Genomic DNA, 16,824 nt, shown 5'->3' with positions numbered 1-16,824 from the left:
GACAGCCCTAGGCCGGAAGGTCCACAGGTGTGCCGCCATCGCGCTTAGTACTGGTTACCACTTCGGGTTTAGTCGTCACTTTCTTTGCATCCGGCGGCACGAAGCTGATCACTGTGTCGCCGTTTTGCAGGCGGCGGCTGGATTTGCTCAACCACTCCAGCTTGCCACTTTCCGGAATTAGCGCCAGTTGCACCGCCTCGTCGGGCAGGCTGCTGAGAAACTGGGACTCGTCGAAGCTCTCGGTGATACTGGTTTTACGAAAGCCCCAGCCGCGAATGAGCCGAGTCCACATTTCGGCGTAGGATACATTGCTTGAAAATGCAGTGATTCCGCGACGGGTCTCGGGGACTTGGTGTTTTTCGCGCTCGCTGCCACTGTCGTGGGGCTGAAAAACGCGGTGGCGCCCAATATGGGGGGCGTAGTGGTTACACACCATGGAGTTGTAATGGTTGTTACCTGTGGCCGCCAGCACGGTGTATATGTTGTCCAGCGCCATCGCTTCCTCGGCCATATCGGACAATACTTCGCCGAACCAGGTTTCAATACCGCGCTGACGGGCCGTTTGTAATCGCGCCCACTCGCTGTCGGCGATGATCACATCCTGCTTTAGGTTCTTCAGCTCCAGTGCGAGTTCTATGGCCCACGGTGAGGCGCCGACAATCAAGATGCGGCCTTTGCCCGGCGAGCCTAATTTCAGTAGGCGGGTGAGGGGTCCCAATGAGAAGCCGTGGGCAAGTACCGTCACAAATATCAACATAAAGACGGCGGGTACCAGATACTGAGCATCACTAAAGCCGGCATCGATCAACGCTGGTGAAAATGCACCTGCCGAGGCCGCCGCCACCACTCCGCGAGGGGCGATCCAGCCAATTAACAATCGGTCGCGCCAGTCGCCGCCTGCGCCGATCGTCGCCAGGTACACCGCGAGAGGGCGCACCACAAACAAAAACGCCAGCACCATAAATATCAGCGGAGGGTGTATCGCGCGAATGGATTCCATGGTGAGTGAGGCGGTGAGTACCACGAACAAAAATGACACGAGTATCAGTGTTAAATACTCTTTAAAGCGCCGCATTTCATCCAGACTGCGCAGGCGCATATTGCCCATCACAATGCCCATCAGGGTGGTCGCCAGCAGGCCGGATTCGTGCTGCACCAAGTCCGCCAGAGCATATACCGCCAGTACGGACGCGATGATTACTGGCGCTTTCAAGTATTCCGGTATCCAGCCCTGACGAAAGCTCACTCCCAGGCCGTAGGCAATGCCGCCGCCCAATAGCAGCGATACGCTGATGGCCAGGCCCAGACTGGTTAACACGTGGCCGATCGCTGGGCCTTCACCCGAGTACAGCAAGTACTGGTAAACCAGCACCGCGAGCAGCACCCCGATGGGGTCGTTGATAATACCTTCCCACTTCAGGTAAGACGCGGTGCGCCGGTTTAGTTTGGCGTGTTTTAACAGCGGCATGATTACCGTGGGGCCAGTGACCACTAAAATCGCCCCGAGTAGCGCCGAGACGCCCCAACTGAGCTGGCCAACCCAATGGGCGGCGGCGGTGCCCAGCAGCCACGCAAAAATCACCCCGAGGGACGTGAGTCGCCGCGTAACTTTTGCGGTTTCTCGCAATTCGTGGAACTGAAGGTTCAGTCCCCCCTCAAAGAGGATGATCGCTACAAACAGTGAGGTAACGGCTTTTAAACCGTCGCCAAAGTCGTCCAGCGGCGAGATCCAGCCGCTGAGTGGGCCAAGTATCAGGCCACCCGCAGCGAGTAGTACAATGGCCGGCAGGCGGAACCGCCACGCCAGCCATTGACAGAAAATACCTAAAACCAGAATGCTGACCAAAGTAAGGGTCATAAACCACCAAAATTAAAAACTTGCGTTACAGCCCGCCACATTGGCATGAAGCGAGGTAGACAGTAAAGACGCGACAGCGATCAACGTCTACGCACAAATACCGGGCTAGGATGACGCAGGGTAAAGAGATAATGAAATGAAATGTAGTTCCTTGGGTGTTTTTCGCAACAGCTTTTTAGCCAGTGTATTGCTCGTGTCGGCCTGTGCTCTGCCTACTCAGGAGCGCGTGCTGTTCGATGGTGATGCGGGCAGCGTAGTGTTTGAAGGCCGGATGAATGGCGACATGCCGCGCGAGGGGAAATTGGTGTTCAGCGCCAGTCGCAGCGAATTTAGCGGTCGCTTTGACGATGCTGGCTTTCCAAAAGAAGGTGTGCTGACCCAGGTGTATTCTGATCGCTTCGGGGAGCCGCTCACACTCACTTTGGATGGCCGGTTTCGGTATAACGCCAGCGAGCGGCAGTTACGCTTTCGCGGCGCGTTTGTTTTGAGCGATAGCAAACAACGCGTATTGGCTGAGTCACACAAGAGCCAATGGGTGAGCCAATATCCGGCAGCGGTGTTTCGCATATCGCCGCCGTTGTTTGCCATGGAGGGCAAACAGCAGTATCGCCAGTATCGCCGCGATATCAGCCCCGCTAACGCCCCCCGCAGACTGTTGAGTATCTACCGTCCCGTGTCGGGGCCCTTCATTGTCAAAGCCAACTATCAAGACGGCCTGCCGCGCGGTGTTGCACAAATTCGTCGTGAACTCAGTAGCGGCCAGCGCTATGTTATTGAGCGCCAGTATTTTAACTATCAATTACCAGACCAGCGCAGTCATTACTTTTACTTTGAACCGGGCAGCTTTGAGCGGGTTAGCATTATCGGCGGTTGCGAAGCGCCCAACCTCACCGTCCCCCAGCAGCTGATCAACGTCTATGCCTACGACTGCGACAGTGGCAATTTCTATGCATTGAGTGAAAGCCTGCCGGCCTCTGTGCTCAGTATTGCCAGCAGCCAGATCGATAACAGCGGCCGCTTCCACAAAGTACGCATCATGCACCACGGTAATACCTCAGAATTTGAGGTGGATGCTGAGGCCTTATTGCAGGGGGTATTGCGCCCCCACGGTCTGTATTTAGACTGGCATTACGGTCAGTTGCGCGCCGCCCACCACGCACAGCACGGGCAAGCTGTTGGCGTTGGTATTGAGCAGCTTAGTGCTGGCGAGCCGCGTTTTATCAGCCACCGCCTCGAAGGCAGCGAGGGAAGCGCGCCATCTGAAAGTCAGCACGCCGCGCTCAATGGCCTAACAGCCAACGCGGCTGAGCGCCTGGAGCAGATATTTAAAGCCAAGGGGGCAGGGAGTCTAAACACGCGCCGGGCGGAAGCGCTGAAATCTGCACTGGTGAAAGCCTTTCAGCAGCCAGCGGCGGATGCCGTCAAGCAATTGCCCGGCGCCTTGAGCCTTTATCAGCGCTGGCAGCAAGACTCTAATGCGCTGCTCTCACGTTGGCCTTGGGCATCGCGCCGCAGTGCGAAGGATATCTCAACCTTGCGCCGTGCGTTGCTTGCCAAACACCAGCACTACAGCGAACAACTGGAAGCGCTGCATGCAGAGCGGGCGCTGCGCTTTTGCCGGAGTCAGGGTGAGAGCTTTGATGCCTTGCGCTGGCAGTGCCGCCTACAGGCCGATGTGACCATTGCGCAGATATGCCAGCAGGCCTACGGTATTAACCGATGCGACGCAATGCAGGCCGAGTTTGGCGCCAATAGCCAGTAAGCTAGCGCTGGTGTCGGCGGCAAAAAACTCTACAATGGGCGGCCTTTTTGCCGCCTTTTTTATACTGGAATTATCGATTTTATGTGGTTTAAAAATCTGCTCGTCTACCGTTTTACCCGTCCCTTTAGCACCAGCCTGGAAGAACTTAATGAAAAGCTCAGTGCCGCGGCATTCCACCCCTGTTCGAGCCAGGAGCAGTCGAGCTATGGGTGGAGCAAGCCCTTAGGCGACGCCGGCAGCGAGTATCTGCACGCGGCAAACGGCTGCGTCATGTTGTGTGTTAAACAGCAGGAAAAAGTCTTGCCCGCCGCGGTGGTTAACGAAGTACTCGATGAAAAAATTCGCGAAATTCAAGAAGCTGACGGACGCAAGCCGGGCCGAAAAGAGCGAACGGATATGAAGGAAGAGATTGTTTTCGACCTGCTGCCGCGCGCTTTTTCGCGATCCAGAAAGCTGTACGCCTATATCGACATTGAAGCGGGCTTGCTGTTTGTCGACAGCGCCTCCCACAAAAAGGCCGAGGAGCTTCTCACCCTGTTGCGCGAGACCCTTGGCAGTTTGCCCGTCATTCCTTTGAAAGCGAAGAACACTGCTCAGCATTGTCTGACCGAATGGGTTGCCGGCGCAGCGCCAACCGGTTTTGAATTAGGTGGAGAGTGTGAATTGCGTGATCGCGCTGATGAAACGGCCGTCATTCGCGCCAAAAACCAAGACCTGTCCTCGGACCAAATTCAAAGCCATTTGCAGTCTGGTATGTTTGTCAGCAAGTTGGCCATGGCATGGACCGGCGGGATCGATTTCGTGGTTGATGATCAACTGAGTATAAAGCGTATTGCGTTTGGTGACTTGATCCGCGAGCGCGCCGACGACATCAATGCCGATACCATGGCCGAGCAATTCGATGCAGACTTCAGCATTATGGCGGGCGAATTTGCGAAATTTATCCCAGCAGTTATTGCCGCTTTTGGTGGCGAAGAGGTGGAAGCGGGCGCCGCATAGTGCGCCCAATGCGCTGATCATGCAGACCAGCGCATTGCCTTACTTGCCGCTGCGGGTGATTTTGTCCAAATAGCCCATCGCAAAAGCAGACACCACAAAGGTGATGTGCAGCAGCAAGTACCACATAATTTTGTCGTTATCGATCTGCTTGGCGTTCATGAATACCTTAAGCAGATGAATAGACGAAATTGCCACGATAGAGGCCGCCACCTTGTTCTTAAGTGAGCCCGCATCCAACTTGCCGAGCCAGCCAAGCTTATCGGCGTCATCATCGACATCCAGCTGGGAAACAAAATTTTCGTAACCGGAAAACATCACCATCACAATCAGGCCACCCACCAGGGCGATGTCGATTAACGACAGGGTGACGAGAATTAGATCTGCTTCCTTCATCGAAAGGATATGCGGAAACACATGGAAAATTTCTTGGAAAAATTTGATGCCAAGAGCAAGCAAGACCAGGCTGAGGCCGAGATAGATCGGCGCCATGATCCAGCGGGATGAATACATGAGTTTTTCAAACATTTTTTCCATGGCGGTAAAGACTCTGTGTAAAGATGTAGAGAGCGTGACAAGCGGCGGTTAACCGGGGCGGGATAATACCGCCCAGATTCACAGCACACAATTGTTTGTGGTCCGCGGTTGAGTACGGTTGATCATGCTGATGCCGAAATGGTGTGCAGGCAGAGTACTCATCGGCTCTGCTTTGCCTTAGGTGTGTGGCTTCGTGTTGATGACATGTGGCGATTATACATTCGGTTTGTTCTTGAGTGGCTCACACCTGTTTGCTGATATGACTAGGTGGTTACACGGTTGTATTTGGCTTCACCCATTTCGCCGAGCTAACGGCGAAAATGATAATTTGAGTGGTTTGGATTTCGAATGGCACAGGGGCGAGGGGTTTTCAGGCCGAGACTGTAAATTTAACTGTGTAAATGGCGGTTAATCACAGCGCAGTTCTGTCGCTGTACAAGATCGTAAACTGGCTCATGGCCTGTTTCCAATCACGCACTGGCATCGTCCACTTTTTGGCTATCTGGTGCAAGGCAAGATACAACACCTTCATCACCGACTCGTCATTGGGGAAGGATCGCCGGGTTTTCGTGACCTTCCTGAGCGAGGCATTCAGCGACTCAATAGCATTGGTGGTGTAGATCACTTTCCGTATCGCGGGTGGATAATCAAAGAACACCGTCAGCCTCTCCCAGTTATTACGCCAGGATTGGCTGATCGTCGGATGCTGGTCATCCCACTGCTGAGCAAACTCCTCCAGTGCTTGCTCGGCCTCGCCAAGGGTAGCCGCCCCGTAGATACGCTTGAGAGCGGCGGCAACGTCTTTACGCTGCTTCCAGCTGACATAGCGCAGTGAGTGACGAACTTGATGGACGATACAGAGCTGAACTTGTGTATGGGGGTAGACGGCCTCAATCGCTTCAGGGAAGCCCTTGAGTCCGTCGGTGCAAGCAATAAAGATATCCTGTAGCCCGCGATTCTTGAGGTCGGTCATCACGGACAGCCAGAACTTCGCGCCTTCTGTCTCAGCCATCCACAAGCCAAGGATTTCCTTCTCCCCTTCGCGGTTGATACCCAGGGCAAGGTACACCGATTTATTTTGCACCGCGCCAGAGGCTCGGCTGCGTACGACCAAGGCATCCAGGTAAACAATTGGGTAAACGTTGTCTAATGGCCGACCCTGCCAGGCTTTGACCTCATCCAGCACGGCATTGGTAACCTGGGAGATAAACGTAGCGGATACCTCAACCCCATAGGCTTCAGCAAAATGAGCCTGGATGTCGCGGGTGGTCATGCCACGGGCGTACAACGAGATAATCCGGTCATCGAAGCCATTGAGCTGCTTCTCCCCCTTTTTAACCAGCTTGGGATCGAAGGTGCCATTGCGGTCGCGGGGTACGTCCAAGTCAATCTCGCCATGCAGGCTGCGAACGGTTTTGCGACCCTTGCCGTTGCGGGAATTGCCGGTGTTGTTACCCTTCGGGTGGTGTTTGCTGTAACCGAGATGATCGTCCATCTCGGCTTCCAGGGCGCGTTCAGCAACGCGCTTGGTGAGTTGTTTTAGCAGGCCGTCATCGCCAAGTATGGCTTCAGGAGAATCGTGACCTTCTAGCAGTTTATCGATAAGCTCATCGGAAATGGGCATTCAGAGTTCCCTCTTATTAGGGGTTGGAGAATGCCATTTACACAGTATTTTTTACAATCTCTTCAGGCCATCCGTAATATAGGATGATCTCGCGTCTAACATTGAGATATTCTTGTCTCTGCCCTGCAATGTTTATATCGATTAGCCTGCTGTATCGTTGAGTCGTATCGTATGCCCACGCCGCACCTGCCCTCACTTAACTTGATTCGTGTTTTCGAAGTCGCCGCGCGTCGATTAAGCTTTAAAGACGCGGCAAATGAACTGTTTGTGTCTCCCCCGGCTGTTAGCCACCAGATTAAGGCGCTAGAGGAAAATCTTGGTGTCACTTTGTTTCAACGAGAGAATCGTAAAATCTCTTTGACAGCGGAGGGCAAACGCTATTATTTGCATGTTAAACGCGGTTTAGACTTGATTGATACCGCTACACTGGCGGTGCGCAAAGAGCAAAAAAAGCGGCGCTTTGTTATCAATACTTTGCCAAATATCGCAACGCTATTACTTTTTCCCAATATCCACGAATTCCAAACCAAATATCCAGATCTGACGATTCAGATCGATTCTGATACTTCTCGTGTTGATCTAGAAAACTCGGAAACCACCGTCGCAATCCGTCACGAATGTGGTAATGAGCCAGAGCTTACCTATCATCCCCTGGTAGAAATCTCACTCACGCCTATCTGCACGCGTCGCTATCTCGCTGAGCACCCCGGCTTGGCAGAAGGCGACTTCACGGGTTGCCGGATCATCAAAATCGCCAACGACAGTTATCAATGGCCACGATGGCAAACGCAGTGGGGCCTGCTCCCGGATATTGCGAATGAGCTTGTAGTCAGCACGGTTCAGGCGAGTATCGAGGCCGTCAAGAGCAATATCGGTGTTGCAATGGGCTACCTGCCAACATCCTACCAATTCATGCGTAGTGATGATGAGCTAGTACTGCCAATGTCAGAAAAGGTGACGCGGCACGGGGAATGTTTTTTAACCTATAGCAACAACTATCGGGGCGATGGCGTCATTCAGGACTTCCAGCAGTGGGTGTCTGGCATCATCGCTAAAGAATGGTCGGATAAGATAATCTAACCTGACGGCGCTGAATTATTCATTTGTCAGCCCCGTATTCACAGGGGAAGATACTCGGCAATCGCAACGGAAAAGTGATCGCCAACATGCCCCTCGACAACGCTAGTATGCTGTATTCCGACGTAAAGCCGCTGCCTCTCACGCCCCGTGAGCGCCAGGTGCTTCAGGAACTTGCACTAGGTAAGAGCAACAAGATGATTGCAAATATCTTATCTATCAGCATGTACACGGTAGACGGATACGTGAAAGACATTTATCGAAAACTCGGGATTAAAAATCGCGCGATGGCGACACTCGTCGCCGTCCAGCACGGCATTCTTAATTTGAACCATCTTGATATGGCAGACTTTTCTCAGAACAACGCTGCAACTCAGTAAAGACAACCCAGCGCTGCAATATTTTTAGAGGGAACCTAATGCCCAAGTATACGAAGGCGGACCGGGCGTTTACGGCCGCAATAGTTAAATCAATAGTGGCCACCGTTGCCATTTCGTCTTTTTCTTCCTCTGCCGTGGCGCAATTGGACTCGAACAGTCAGCCTCCGCCCGCATGTAATTTAAGCTCAGAGCAGCTCGAGAATCCCCACGCCTTCATCGCTGTCGACAAGTCTTTTGGTGTTGTTGCGTTTTGGGCCCTGAAGGGCAAAGAGGGGATACAAACGGCGGCCTCCTACATGCGACGCGACTTCGCAGCACAGGTATTTGGAAAATGGGCTCAAGATCACTCCAATAAATTAAAGAAAGGCGAACCAAACCGCTGGGGCATTGTGCCCGATAAAAAGGTGGAAAAAGCGCTGGAAAAGCACAAGCCGCTTCCTCTCGACAGAATATCCGAGTATCCGCCGCGTGAAGCGATGATCATGGTGACAAAGATTTACGGCGATTGCTTTGGTGAGCGCAGCGCAGAGCTCAATTTCGAGGAGATTGGACTGATTCGCGGTGAATTCTCGGCCGACTTCTGCAACGCGGCAGCGGCAATGCCGAAAATGACGCACTACCTAGCAAAAGATAAAGCCTTGATGCATTGGGGGCGCTCGCAAATCGAGCATCGCAATGCGCGAGGGTGTGGATATGTTCCTGCCATCGCCTATGAATACGCGCTGGAAAACGACGCAGCGGGTCGAGAAGCTGCCGAAAAAGCACGAAAAATCGCAGCAGCTCAACGTCAGCAATATCTCGATAGTATTCGGGGCCAGAAACTAGCCAAAGAGGCTTATGAGGCGGGCCGGGCGCAGCGTGAATTCTATGCCAGGCAGGAACGCGATAAACAGGCAGCCAAAGACCAAGCCCGCAAACAGGCTGCAGATGCTGCATATAGAACAATGATCAACAACTCGCAAAACCAGTTGCCGTCAGCGCCAAGCTCCAATCGCCGCGATTGCTACGACCAGGGCAACGGCAAGGAAATCTGTTTCACCGATTGAATGCTCGGCTTGCAAGCATTGGGTTGCGACAACAAGCATGGTAGGCCGTCAATGCGTCCAAAGGACACCTGTCGGATTCTAGCCCGGTGAGCCTTGTATCTGAGAAAGGCACCAAGGGTGCGGTCTATTTTAGTATCTACCCCATTATGATGGGCTTAATTGAAATCAAGACCGACGGTAAACGACGCTTTGGGATTGGTCGTTTCGACCTGGTAATTATCGACGAAGCCCACACAACGTGTATCAATAAGTACCGGGCCATCTCCGACTACTTCGATAGCTCTCTAGTCGGACTGACGGCCACGCCACTCGAATGCCAGGTACTCCACGAACTCGCGATGGGTAAGAGCAATAAGATATTTGCCAATATCTTATCCATCAGCATGTGCACGGTAGACGGATACGTGAAAGACATTTACCGAAACCTCGGCGTTAGAAACCGGGCGATGGCGACACTGGTTGCGATTCAGCACTGTATCCTCCAACTGAATCAACTTCAAATGGCTGACTCTTAGCAGCGCGGCGTTGTGAGTAAGCGAAGAGATATCCGTTTCAATGTATTGAAGTGGAGCATCATGCTAAACCTGCGCAGGGGGTATAGCGTCAAGTTAAACGAATACGCAGCCATTGCTCCTGTTACACCCACTGCTTTGTCGTAACTGCATCCGCATAGTCAGCCTTTCTCGTGCAATTTACCTTTACATTAGCTACCGCATTATCAACATGTCCCGGTGAATATAAGCCTTTCTCTACGAGTGATCCCCACAAGTTAAATCATGCTACGGCGGAAAATATTAAGTCCGGTTTGAATGTACTAAGGCCACCCACAGCTTGCGCTGATTAGACACAGCACCCCTGAATACGGGGTTGTTGGAGGGGCTTGTCCTGCGAATACTGCTTGCAAAATTATTCAGAGGTTTCGCGCAGTTGTTATCCCAGCGACGGAACTAGATGATCGTATAGTCGGAGAGCGTTATGAAATTTGTAGCTTGGAAGCACCTTCCCGTGCTGGCGTTGGTCGTCACGGTGGCAGCTTGTAATGAAGATCATAAATATCCTCAGGGCGGTGAGTCAGAGTCGATAGCGGTGTCGCCGTCTCTAGGTTTGGTGTCCAGTGCTCTGGTTAACATTTATGAGGCAGATGGCGTCACGCTTATCGGTACCGGAACAACGGCTGCTGACGGCAGTGTTAGCGTGGACTACGGTCGTTACCAAGGGCCGGTAGTCGTAGAAGTGCTCGGTGGCGGTGGTGCTAGCTATTACGACGAATCTGCCAGGGCAACATTGGCTTTTCCTTCGGGTCAGAGTATGCGCGCGATGGCTATTGCTCCTAATCGTGCCTTGGCGGTAACACCACTGACCCACCTCGCATATGAGATCGCTATGGCCCGTGGCAGCTCTCCGCTGACAAGCGATATTGTGACTGCGATTAACGATGAGGTTCGCACTGCGATCGCGCCAAGTTTAATTAGTATTCTCAGTGTGCCGAGCCTCGTGTCTGGTGCGACGGAAGCCAACAGCCTGGATGATACCGAGGCAGGGCGTTACGCTCTGCTACTGGCCGCTCTCGCGGAAATGTCTTCTGGCGAAGGATTACCTGCTGTGAGCACCATGAATGCGCTGATTGCCGATGGTAAAGACAGCGCCCTGGATGGTGTCTCGGACGGTTCTTCAGTGGCCGTTCCCTATACTGATTTTGTGGCGGACTTGTCTGCAGCGATCAATTCACAGGCTGCGCTGTTAGCCAACACTGCTCTACAGGCAAACACAGTAGTCCTCATTCCCGATTCAAACACAATAGGTGACAACGCGTTGGGTGGAGAAGCCGGAGGTGAGACTGGGGGAGAAACCGGAGGAGAGTCTGGGGGAGAAACCGGAGGAGAGTCTGGGGGAGAAACCGGAGGAGAGTCTGGGGGAGAAACCGGAGGAGAGACTGGCGGAGAAACCGGAGGAGAGACTGGCGGAGATACCGGAGGAGAGACTGGCGGAGATACCGGAGGAGAGACTGGCGGAGATACCGGAGGCGAGTCTGGTGGAGAAACCGGTGGTGAGACTGGCGGGGAAACCGGCGGCCAAACCGACCCGGAAGTCGATAATCAAGGCAAAGGCCGCTTCACTGGCGATGGTTTCACTGGCGATATCGATGGTGTGACTTATACCTTCACTGATGTTGTCGACATCCTAACCAGCAACAACGGCAATGGGCTGGTTTATCTCGAGGGGCTGGATAGTGAGCGACGCGAGAAGTGGCGAGTGCACGTGCCGGCAACAATAGGCACCTATTCCTGCGACGATAACGGCCACGACACGGTACTGCAGTACATCAATGCCGATGATCTCGATCAGTCAGGACTGGCTTCGAACAATGGCGACTGCGTGATTAAGGTGGTGCAGGCCGGCCCTGTCTACGAGGGTTACTTCTCCGGTAATTTCTCGGGCGAGCAGCCTCGCCGGGTGGTGAGCAATGGCTACTTTAAGGCGACGATCGGAAATAGCGGCGGCGGTGAAACCGGCGGCGAGACCGGCGGCGGTGGCGTCGCGGGCGAACTCGACAATCCGGTTTACGATTCTCTGAATGGTAAGAACGGCGCTTACTTGAAGTTTGCAGGCAGTAATTATCGCTATTTGTTGGATTATGCCAGCGTGTATACCACGTTGGGTGGTGTTCGGCAGCTGCGGTTTAATGTCGATACCCGTAACAACATTGATACCACGGAGTACGAAGGCGTAGTGCCTGCGGCCATGTATCTGAATATTCCTCATGTTCTGGGCGAGCAAATCTGCGACGATCAGCTACAGATGGTACTGTCAATGAATGCCGTTACCGGAGCGCCAGCTAATCGCGGCGATTACACGGCCAGCGACTGTAGGCTACGCACTGACTACGTCAGCGAGTTGGGGGGTATTCAAGGCGTTATTCTTGCGGCCACACTGGAGAAGGACGACTACGCTATTCAGCTTGAAAATGTGCCGTTCCGCGTATATGACCACGAGGGTGTACCAGGAACACTTGAGGGTGACTTGCCTCGGGACTATTTTGGCAGTATCGAACTGGCCGATAATCCAAGTTATGAACTGGGTTCAGATCAGCACTTCCTGTTGGATAACCCTGTTGGTCTCGGCGGTACCAGCCCTGATGACGGCACGCCTCCGTTTACCGGCAATGCCTCCGATATCATTAGCCTGCATGCGGGCACCCAGCCACAGGGTGGCTTTGCTGGGGATGCAACCTACCACTGTGGCACCGAGTACCGAAATCGTGCTGGCGCTATGCACATGTGGGTAAAAGTCGGTACCTATTTGCTGGAGCAACGCTATACCTCAGATGATGCCGGTGGTGAGTGTGAAATCGTAACCGTGTCGCGTGGTGGCAAATTCTATGACGCTAGCTACACCGCGACGTTGTTTGCCCAGGAAAACTTATTGGAGGGTGACGATCGCCGTTTGGAAATCAGTGGCAAATTCCGTAACTATGCCGTTGTGCTGACGCGCCCTGATAATGACAGCGGTGACGAAGGCGAGCTGGCGCCCGACGAAGTCGGCATGACCATGCGTGTTGAAGACGGCAGCGGCCATTGGCAGACGGGCGATCGTTTCAAATTTATCTATGACCCCTTCGATCAGCTTTACAGCTATGAGAGTTCTTACAGTCAGTACGGTTATCGCACCCTGGATCGCCGCAAAGGCCTCAAGTTGGATGTGATCAATATGCCGCGTGCAGTGGGTGTGTATAACTGCGCCGATGTAAACAGTGCCGACAATCGCGCGGTGCAGGTGAATCTGCAGGCGATTGGCGCGCTGTACCAGACTACGCAGTATGATCGTGACGCCAAGGCAGAGCTGACGCTGGATGGTGCAGCCTGTCAGGTAGAAATTCTTACCGATGACAATGGTTATGTGACCGGCACCTATAAGGCCACAGCGCTGATTATCGACGGTGAGCAAATCATGCCCGATGGCGACAATATCGTGCGGATCTCGGGCAGCTTCCGTCGCAAATTGGAGCCAGTGCCCAAGTCTTGAGCAGACTTAGAGAAAGGGTTGGATCCGCAGGTTGAGCGGCCTAGCCCTTACTACACGATAAATGGCTATTTGCTTATCTCTTCGGGGCGCCTTTGCGTTGCGGCGGCGTCTAAAACGCGTTGCGTTTTATCGAACCCTGGCGAGGGTTCTCACCGACCCACACGGGATAAATAAAAAACCCGGCTCAAGGCCGGGTTTTTTATTTATGGCGGTGAGGGAGGGATTCGAACCCTCGGTACGTTGCCGTACACACACTTTCCAGGCGTGCTCTTTCGACCACTCAGACACCTCACCAAAAACGGTACAGCCGAGGCTGTGTTTTGAGGGCCGACACTCTAAGGGATTTTCTACGCCTTGGCAATTGTGAATTTACATTGGCGCATGCGGCTGCGCTAAGAGTGGAACATTTCTTGCGTCGACTTTGCTGCTTATTCACGCTACGCCTTGTGCGGCTAAGGATATCCAATGTTGTATACCCCGGAGATGGTGTCGCGCCTTCAGAAGCTGCGCTCCAGATTGTATGCCGAGTTTGGCATTCGTATTCGTTTGGCCGATCCGGAATTGCTCGATATTTTGTCGGCGTTGGCGCCCCGCACCCGCGACCCTATCTCGAAAAACACCATCGGCGAGCTACTCAGCCTCGCTGGTCGAGAGTCGGCGGAGAAAAAATCGCTGGAGGCTATTACCGAGATTACTTACCGGGGACATAAGATCCCCTCTATTGATGAGCAGCAAAACCCGGCCCCCGGCGCTAAAAAGCATGTGTACCGGGGACGGGTGTTTTATAAGTAAGGTTTTCTGCTGGCGGTGTTAGCCGCCAATATTTCCCAGAACTTCAATGTAATGCTCAATGGGCAGGTTCTCAGGGGCTTCGGTCATTGCCTCTGATAAGGCCTGCTGCATGCGTGCATTGAAGTCTGCAATGCTCTGGTCCGCTGTCAGGGGAGAGGGCGAAATACTGGGGGGCTGACGGTGCAGAGTTGCCTGTTCGTAGTCGTAAGCGATGGCAAGTCCGGTTCCCTCGTCATACTGACGAACGAATATTTCCATGCCTCGCGGTACACCAACGCTGTCGTCAAAGCCGACTGGCACGACGATTGAGCCCATTTGAGTAGTCGAACCGAAATCGCAGGTTCTGCCGCCGGTCGGCCCTGGGCTCAAAATCAGCGCATCCAAGCGCACCTGTGCACCACTTTCGTCCAGTACCGGTTCGCCTGACTCATCGACTAAGGCGTTCATAAGTGAGGTGGTGTAGTCACGCATTTCTATCAGACCGTTGAGCTGGGCTTCGCTAGGCGCAAGATTTGGGTCGTCTGCGGCAACAAGCGCGAATAGCGCGGCCGTGCGCGGTCCCACTCTGCCCGTTTCAAGTATGCCGTCCAGGCCACTGCAGGCCTCGCGCTCATGGGCGATGGAGTCGGAGCCGTTGGTGGCAATCGCCAGGCTGCTTACGCAGGCTCTGGGGCTGTCTCCGCCTTCTTCCTCGAAGGTGAGGAAGTACTGGTTCATATCATAGTGCCGTGAACCCGCGCCGCGGCTTTCAAAATCGGGGAGGTAGATGTCATAGACCTCTGCGCCCAATTCGCGCATTTTTTCAACAGCGGCGCTAATCAGTTCGCCCTGGGCGCCGGTACCTGCCGCATCGCTGTTGCTGCCCAGCTGTTTTACCACGCCAATTTTTCTTCCCTTCAGACCATATTTTTCCCGGTCCAGAAAGCTCATATAGCTTTCGGGCCGCAATTCGGCAGGGTAGAGAAGGGTTTTCGGGTCGCGGGGATCAACGCCCGCCATTGCATCGAGCATTAACGCTGCGTCGCGCACCGTTCTTGTCATCGGCCCGCCGGTGTCGCGCTCGTGGCTGAGGGGGAAGATACCGTGCTGAGAGATAACACCTAAACTGGGGCGGATGCCCACTAAGCCGTTAACTGAGGAGGGATGGCGAATTGACTGGCAGGTGTCACTACCGGTGCCGCCGAGGGCAAAGTTGGCGGCGATAGACGCGCCGGTGCCAGAGGATGAACCAGCGGGGCTTTCTGAGGTGTTATAGGGGTTGCTTACCTGGATGGCGCGATTGGAAAAGCCAGTAGTAAAAAAGGCGAATTCGTCTTGATTGGCCTTGCCGAGAATGACTGCTCCGGCCTGTCGCAAGCCCGCAACCGAGTGGGCATCTACCCCGGCCTGATGGCCGAGCATACTGTAGGAGCCCTGTGTGCTTGGGTAATCGTAGGTGTCGTAGTTGTCTTTCAATAAAACGGGCATGCAGTGCAGCGGGCGGTCGCCGATGCCACCGTCACGTGCATAGAGGGCATCCAGCGCCTTGGCCTGGTCGATACTGTCGGGGTTAACAGCAAGCACGCCGCGAATAGGCAGCCCACCGTTTGGTTGAGGGGTGTCGTTATAGGCGAAGATTCGCTGGATATACATATTAACGAGGGCTTCGCAGGTGAGTCGCTGACCATCGGCAAGGCTGAGATCGCCGCGAAGCGCCGCGTGGACGTCCGCCGTGGTGGCTTCTTCCAGCACAAATTTCCCACCTGGAGTAGTAGGCGGCGTGGGCGGCGCGCTGGTACTTGATGAGCTGGACGAGCCGCCGCACGCAGCAAGTGCGAGGACGATGGGGGCTAGGGTGTATGCGAATGCACGCTGCATAGTGAAATTACCTCTAATAATGTATCGCCTCCTGGCGAACTGCTCACCTCCCTGTGTAAATGGCTAGCTAGGCTAGTGTTTGCGACGTTTGTGGTTTCTCAGTAACAGTCACCAAACAGCAGCAAACAGCGTGCCAGTATCGATTTATCGCCGCTTGCGCTATGAAGTTGCCGGTCGACTGCTTATCATTGTCGCCAGATGTGGAATAACGAAGTGGAAGAAAAAATGAAGTGTGCGATGGTGCCGGTAACGGCATATCAGCAAAATTGCTCGGTGCTGCTCTGTGAAGAAACGGGGCAGGCCGCGGTGGTTGATCCAGGCGGCGATATTGACCGCATCGAGGCAGCGTTGGAGCAGTTGGGCGGCAAACTGTCAGTGATTTTGCTGACCCATGGCCATATGGATCATTGCGCGGCGGCAGATACCTTGCGCCAGAAATACGGGGTGCAGATCATCGGGCCGCATAAGGACGATGCATTCTGGATCGACAAATTGCCTGAATGGTGCCAGATGTCCGGCTTTCCCCATGCGGAGGCCTTCACGCCGGACCGCTGGCTGGATGACGGTGAGTCCGTTAGTTTCGGGAACCAGCAGCTGGCGGTCAGTCATTGCCCTGGGCACACCCCGGGGCATGTGGTGTTTTTTCATGAGCCGAGCAAGCTGGCGATTGTCGGTGATGTGTTATTTCAAGGCTCGATCGGTCGCACCGACTTCCCGCGCGGTGATTACGACACCCTGATTGCGTCCATCCGAGAAAAACTCTGGCCGCTGGGGGATGATGTCACCTTTATCCCCGGCCATGGCCCGACCTCGACATTCGGCGAGGAACGCCAGACCAATCCTTTCGTTGCTGACAGTCGCTATGGGTGATC

13 protein-coding genes and 1 tRNA gene are annotated in these 16,824 nt (G+C 54.0%); 9 read left to right on the top strand and 5 right to left on the bottom strand.

Going from position 1 to position 16,824, the window contains the following annotated elements:
* Window positions 1–7 precede the first annotated feature (7 nt).
* Window positions 8–1,858, bottom strand: a complete 1,851-nt coding sequence (locus AC2Q8J_RS02700) for a cation:proton antiporter (protein ID WP_372877486.1) — start codon at window positions 1,856–1,858, stop codon at window positions 8–10.
* Between the two features lie 136 nt (window positions 1,859–1,994).
* Between AC2Q8J_RS02700 and AC2Q8J_RS02695 the strand changes: the two genes are divergently transcribed.
* Together AC2Q8J_RS02695 and rdgC are read left to right on the top strand one after the other, a co-directional pair.
* Window positions 1,995–3,620, top strand: a complete 1,626-nt coding sequence (locus AC2Q8J_RS02695; RefSeq protein WP_486452028.1) for a hypothetical protein — start codon at window positions 1,995–1,997, stop codon at window positions 3,618–3,620.
* A gap of 81 nt (window positions 3,621–3,701) precedes the next feature.
* Window positions 3,702–4,619: a recombination-associated protein RdgC gene (rdgC, locus tag AC2Q8J_RS02690; RefSeq protein WP_486452027.1), complete on the top strand. Its 918-nt coding sequence runs from the start codon at window positions 3,702–3,704 to the stop codon at window positions 4,617–4,619.
* Window positions 4,620–4,658: 39 nt separating this feature from the next.
* On the opposite strand, the gene AC2Q8J_RS02685 is transcribed toward rdgC, so the two are convergent.
* Complete coding sequence (locus AC2Q8J_RS02685; protein ID WP_027872556.1) at window positions 4,659–5,153, bottom strand: TIGR00645 family protein; 495 nt, start codon at window positions 5,151–5,153, stop codon at window positions 4,659–4,661.
* 412 nt (window positions 5,154–5,565) lie between these two features.
* Entirely contained in the window at window positions 5,566–6,777 is a 1,212-nt protein-coding gene (locus tag AC2Q8J_RS02680; protein ID WP_486451982.1) for an IS256 family transposase, read from the bottom strand.
* 171 nt (window positions 6,778–6,948) lie between these two features.
* Here AC2Q8J_RS02680 and AC2Q8J_RS02675 point away from each other — a divergent pair, with 171 nt between their 5' ends.
* The 5 genes from AC2Q8J_RS02675 to AC2Q8J_RS02655 all read left to right on the top strand — a co-directional run bounded on the left by AC2Q8J_RS02675 (window position 6,949) and on the right by AC2Q8J_RS02655 (window position 13,303).
* Entirely contained in the window at window positions 6,949–7,857 is a 909-nt protein-coding gene (locus AC2Q8J_RS02675; protein ID WP_286694194.1) for a LysR family transcriptional regulator, read from the top strand.
* An 86-nt stretch (window positions 7,858–7,943) separates the two neighbouring features.
* A complete protein-coding gene (locus tag AC2Q8J_RS02670) occupies window positions 7,944–8,234 on the top strand; it encodes a response regulator transcription factor (protein WP_204995429.1) in 291 nt (96 codons plus the stop codon).
* Between the two features lie 95 nt (window positions 8,235–8,329).
* Window positions 8,330–9,280: a hypothetical protein gene (locus AC2Q8J_RS02665; protein ID WP_486452026.1), complete on the top strand. Its 951-nt coding sequence runs from the start codon at window positions 8,330–8,332 to the stop codon at window positions 9,278–9,280.
* A gap of 86 nt (window positions 9,281–9,366) precedes the next feature.
* The gene (locus tag AC2Q8J_RS02660; protein WP_486452025.1) at window positions 9,367–9,795 is read left to right on the top strand and encodes a LuxR C-terminal-related transcriptional regulator; all 429 of its coding nucleotides are present in this window, start codon (window positions 9,367–9,369) and stop codon (window positions 9,793–9,795) included.
* A gap of 460 nt (window positions 9,796–10,255) precedes the next feature.
* The gene (locus AC2Q8J_RS02655) at window positions 10,256–13,303 is read left to right on the top strand and encodes a hypothetical protein (RefSeq protein ID WP_486452024.1); all 3,048 of its coding nucleotides are present in this window, start codon (window positions 10,256–10,258) and stop codon (window positions 13,301–13,303) included.
* Between the two features lie 206 nt (window positions 13,304–13,509).
* Here the strand turns inward: AC2Q8J_RS02655 and AC2Q8J_RS02650 are convergent.
* Window positions 13,510–13,597: transfer RNA gene (locus AC2Q8J_RS02650), tRNA-Ser, on the bottom strand.
* A 171-nt stretch (window positions 13,598–13,768) separates the two neighbouring features.
* Between AC2Q8J_RS02650 and AC2Q8J_RS02645 the strand changes: the two genes are divergently transcribed.
* Window positions 13,769–14,095 (top strand): hypothetical protein, encoded by a 327-nt coding sequence (locus AC2Q8J_RS02645; protein WP_204995421.1) that lies wholly within the window; start codon window positions 13,769–13,771, stop codon window positions 14,093–14,095.
* Window positions 14,096–14,113: 18 nt separating this feature from the next.
* Here AC2Q8J_RS02645 and AC2Q8J_RS02640 read toward each other — a convergent pair whose 3' ends face one another.
* Window positions 14,114–15,826 carry an amidase family protein gene (locus AC2Q8J_RS02640; RefSeq protein ID WP_486452023.1) on the bottom strand — a complete coding sequence of 571 codons (1,713 nt, stop codon included), beginning with the start codon at window positions 15,824–15,826 and terminating at the stop codon, window positions 14,114–14,116.
* Between the two features lie 351 nt (window positions 15,827–16,177).
* Between AC2Q8J_RS02640 and AC2Q8J_RS02635 the strand changes: the two genes are divergently transcribed.
* Window positions 16,178–16,822: an MBL fold metallo-hydrolase gene (locus tag AC2Q8J_RS02635; protein ID WP_424142796.1), complete on the top strand. Its 645-nt coding sequence runs from the start codon at window positions 16,178–16,180 to the stop codon at window positions 16,820–16,822.
* The last annotated feature ends 2 nt before the right edge of the window (window positions 16,823–16,824 follow it).

It is taken from the genome of Spongiibacter sp. C9W (genome assembly GCF_057370015.1).
The sequence above is the reverse complement of the archived record's forward strand: the minus strand, read 5'-3'. Positions and strand labels throughout refer to the sequence as shown.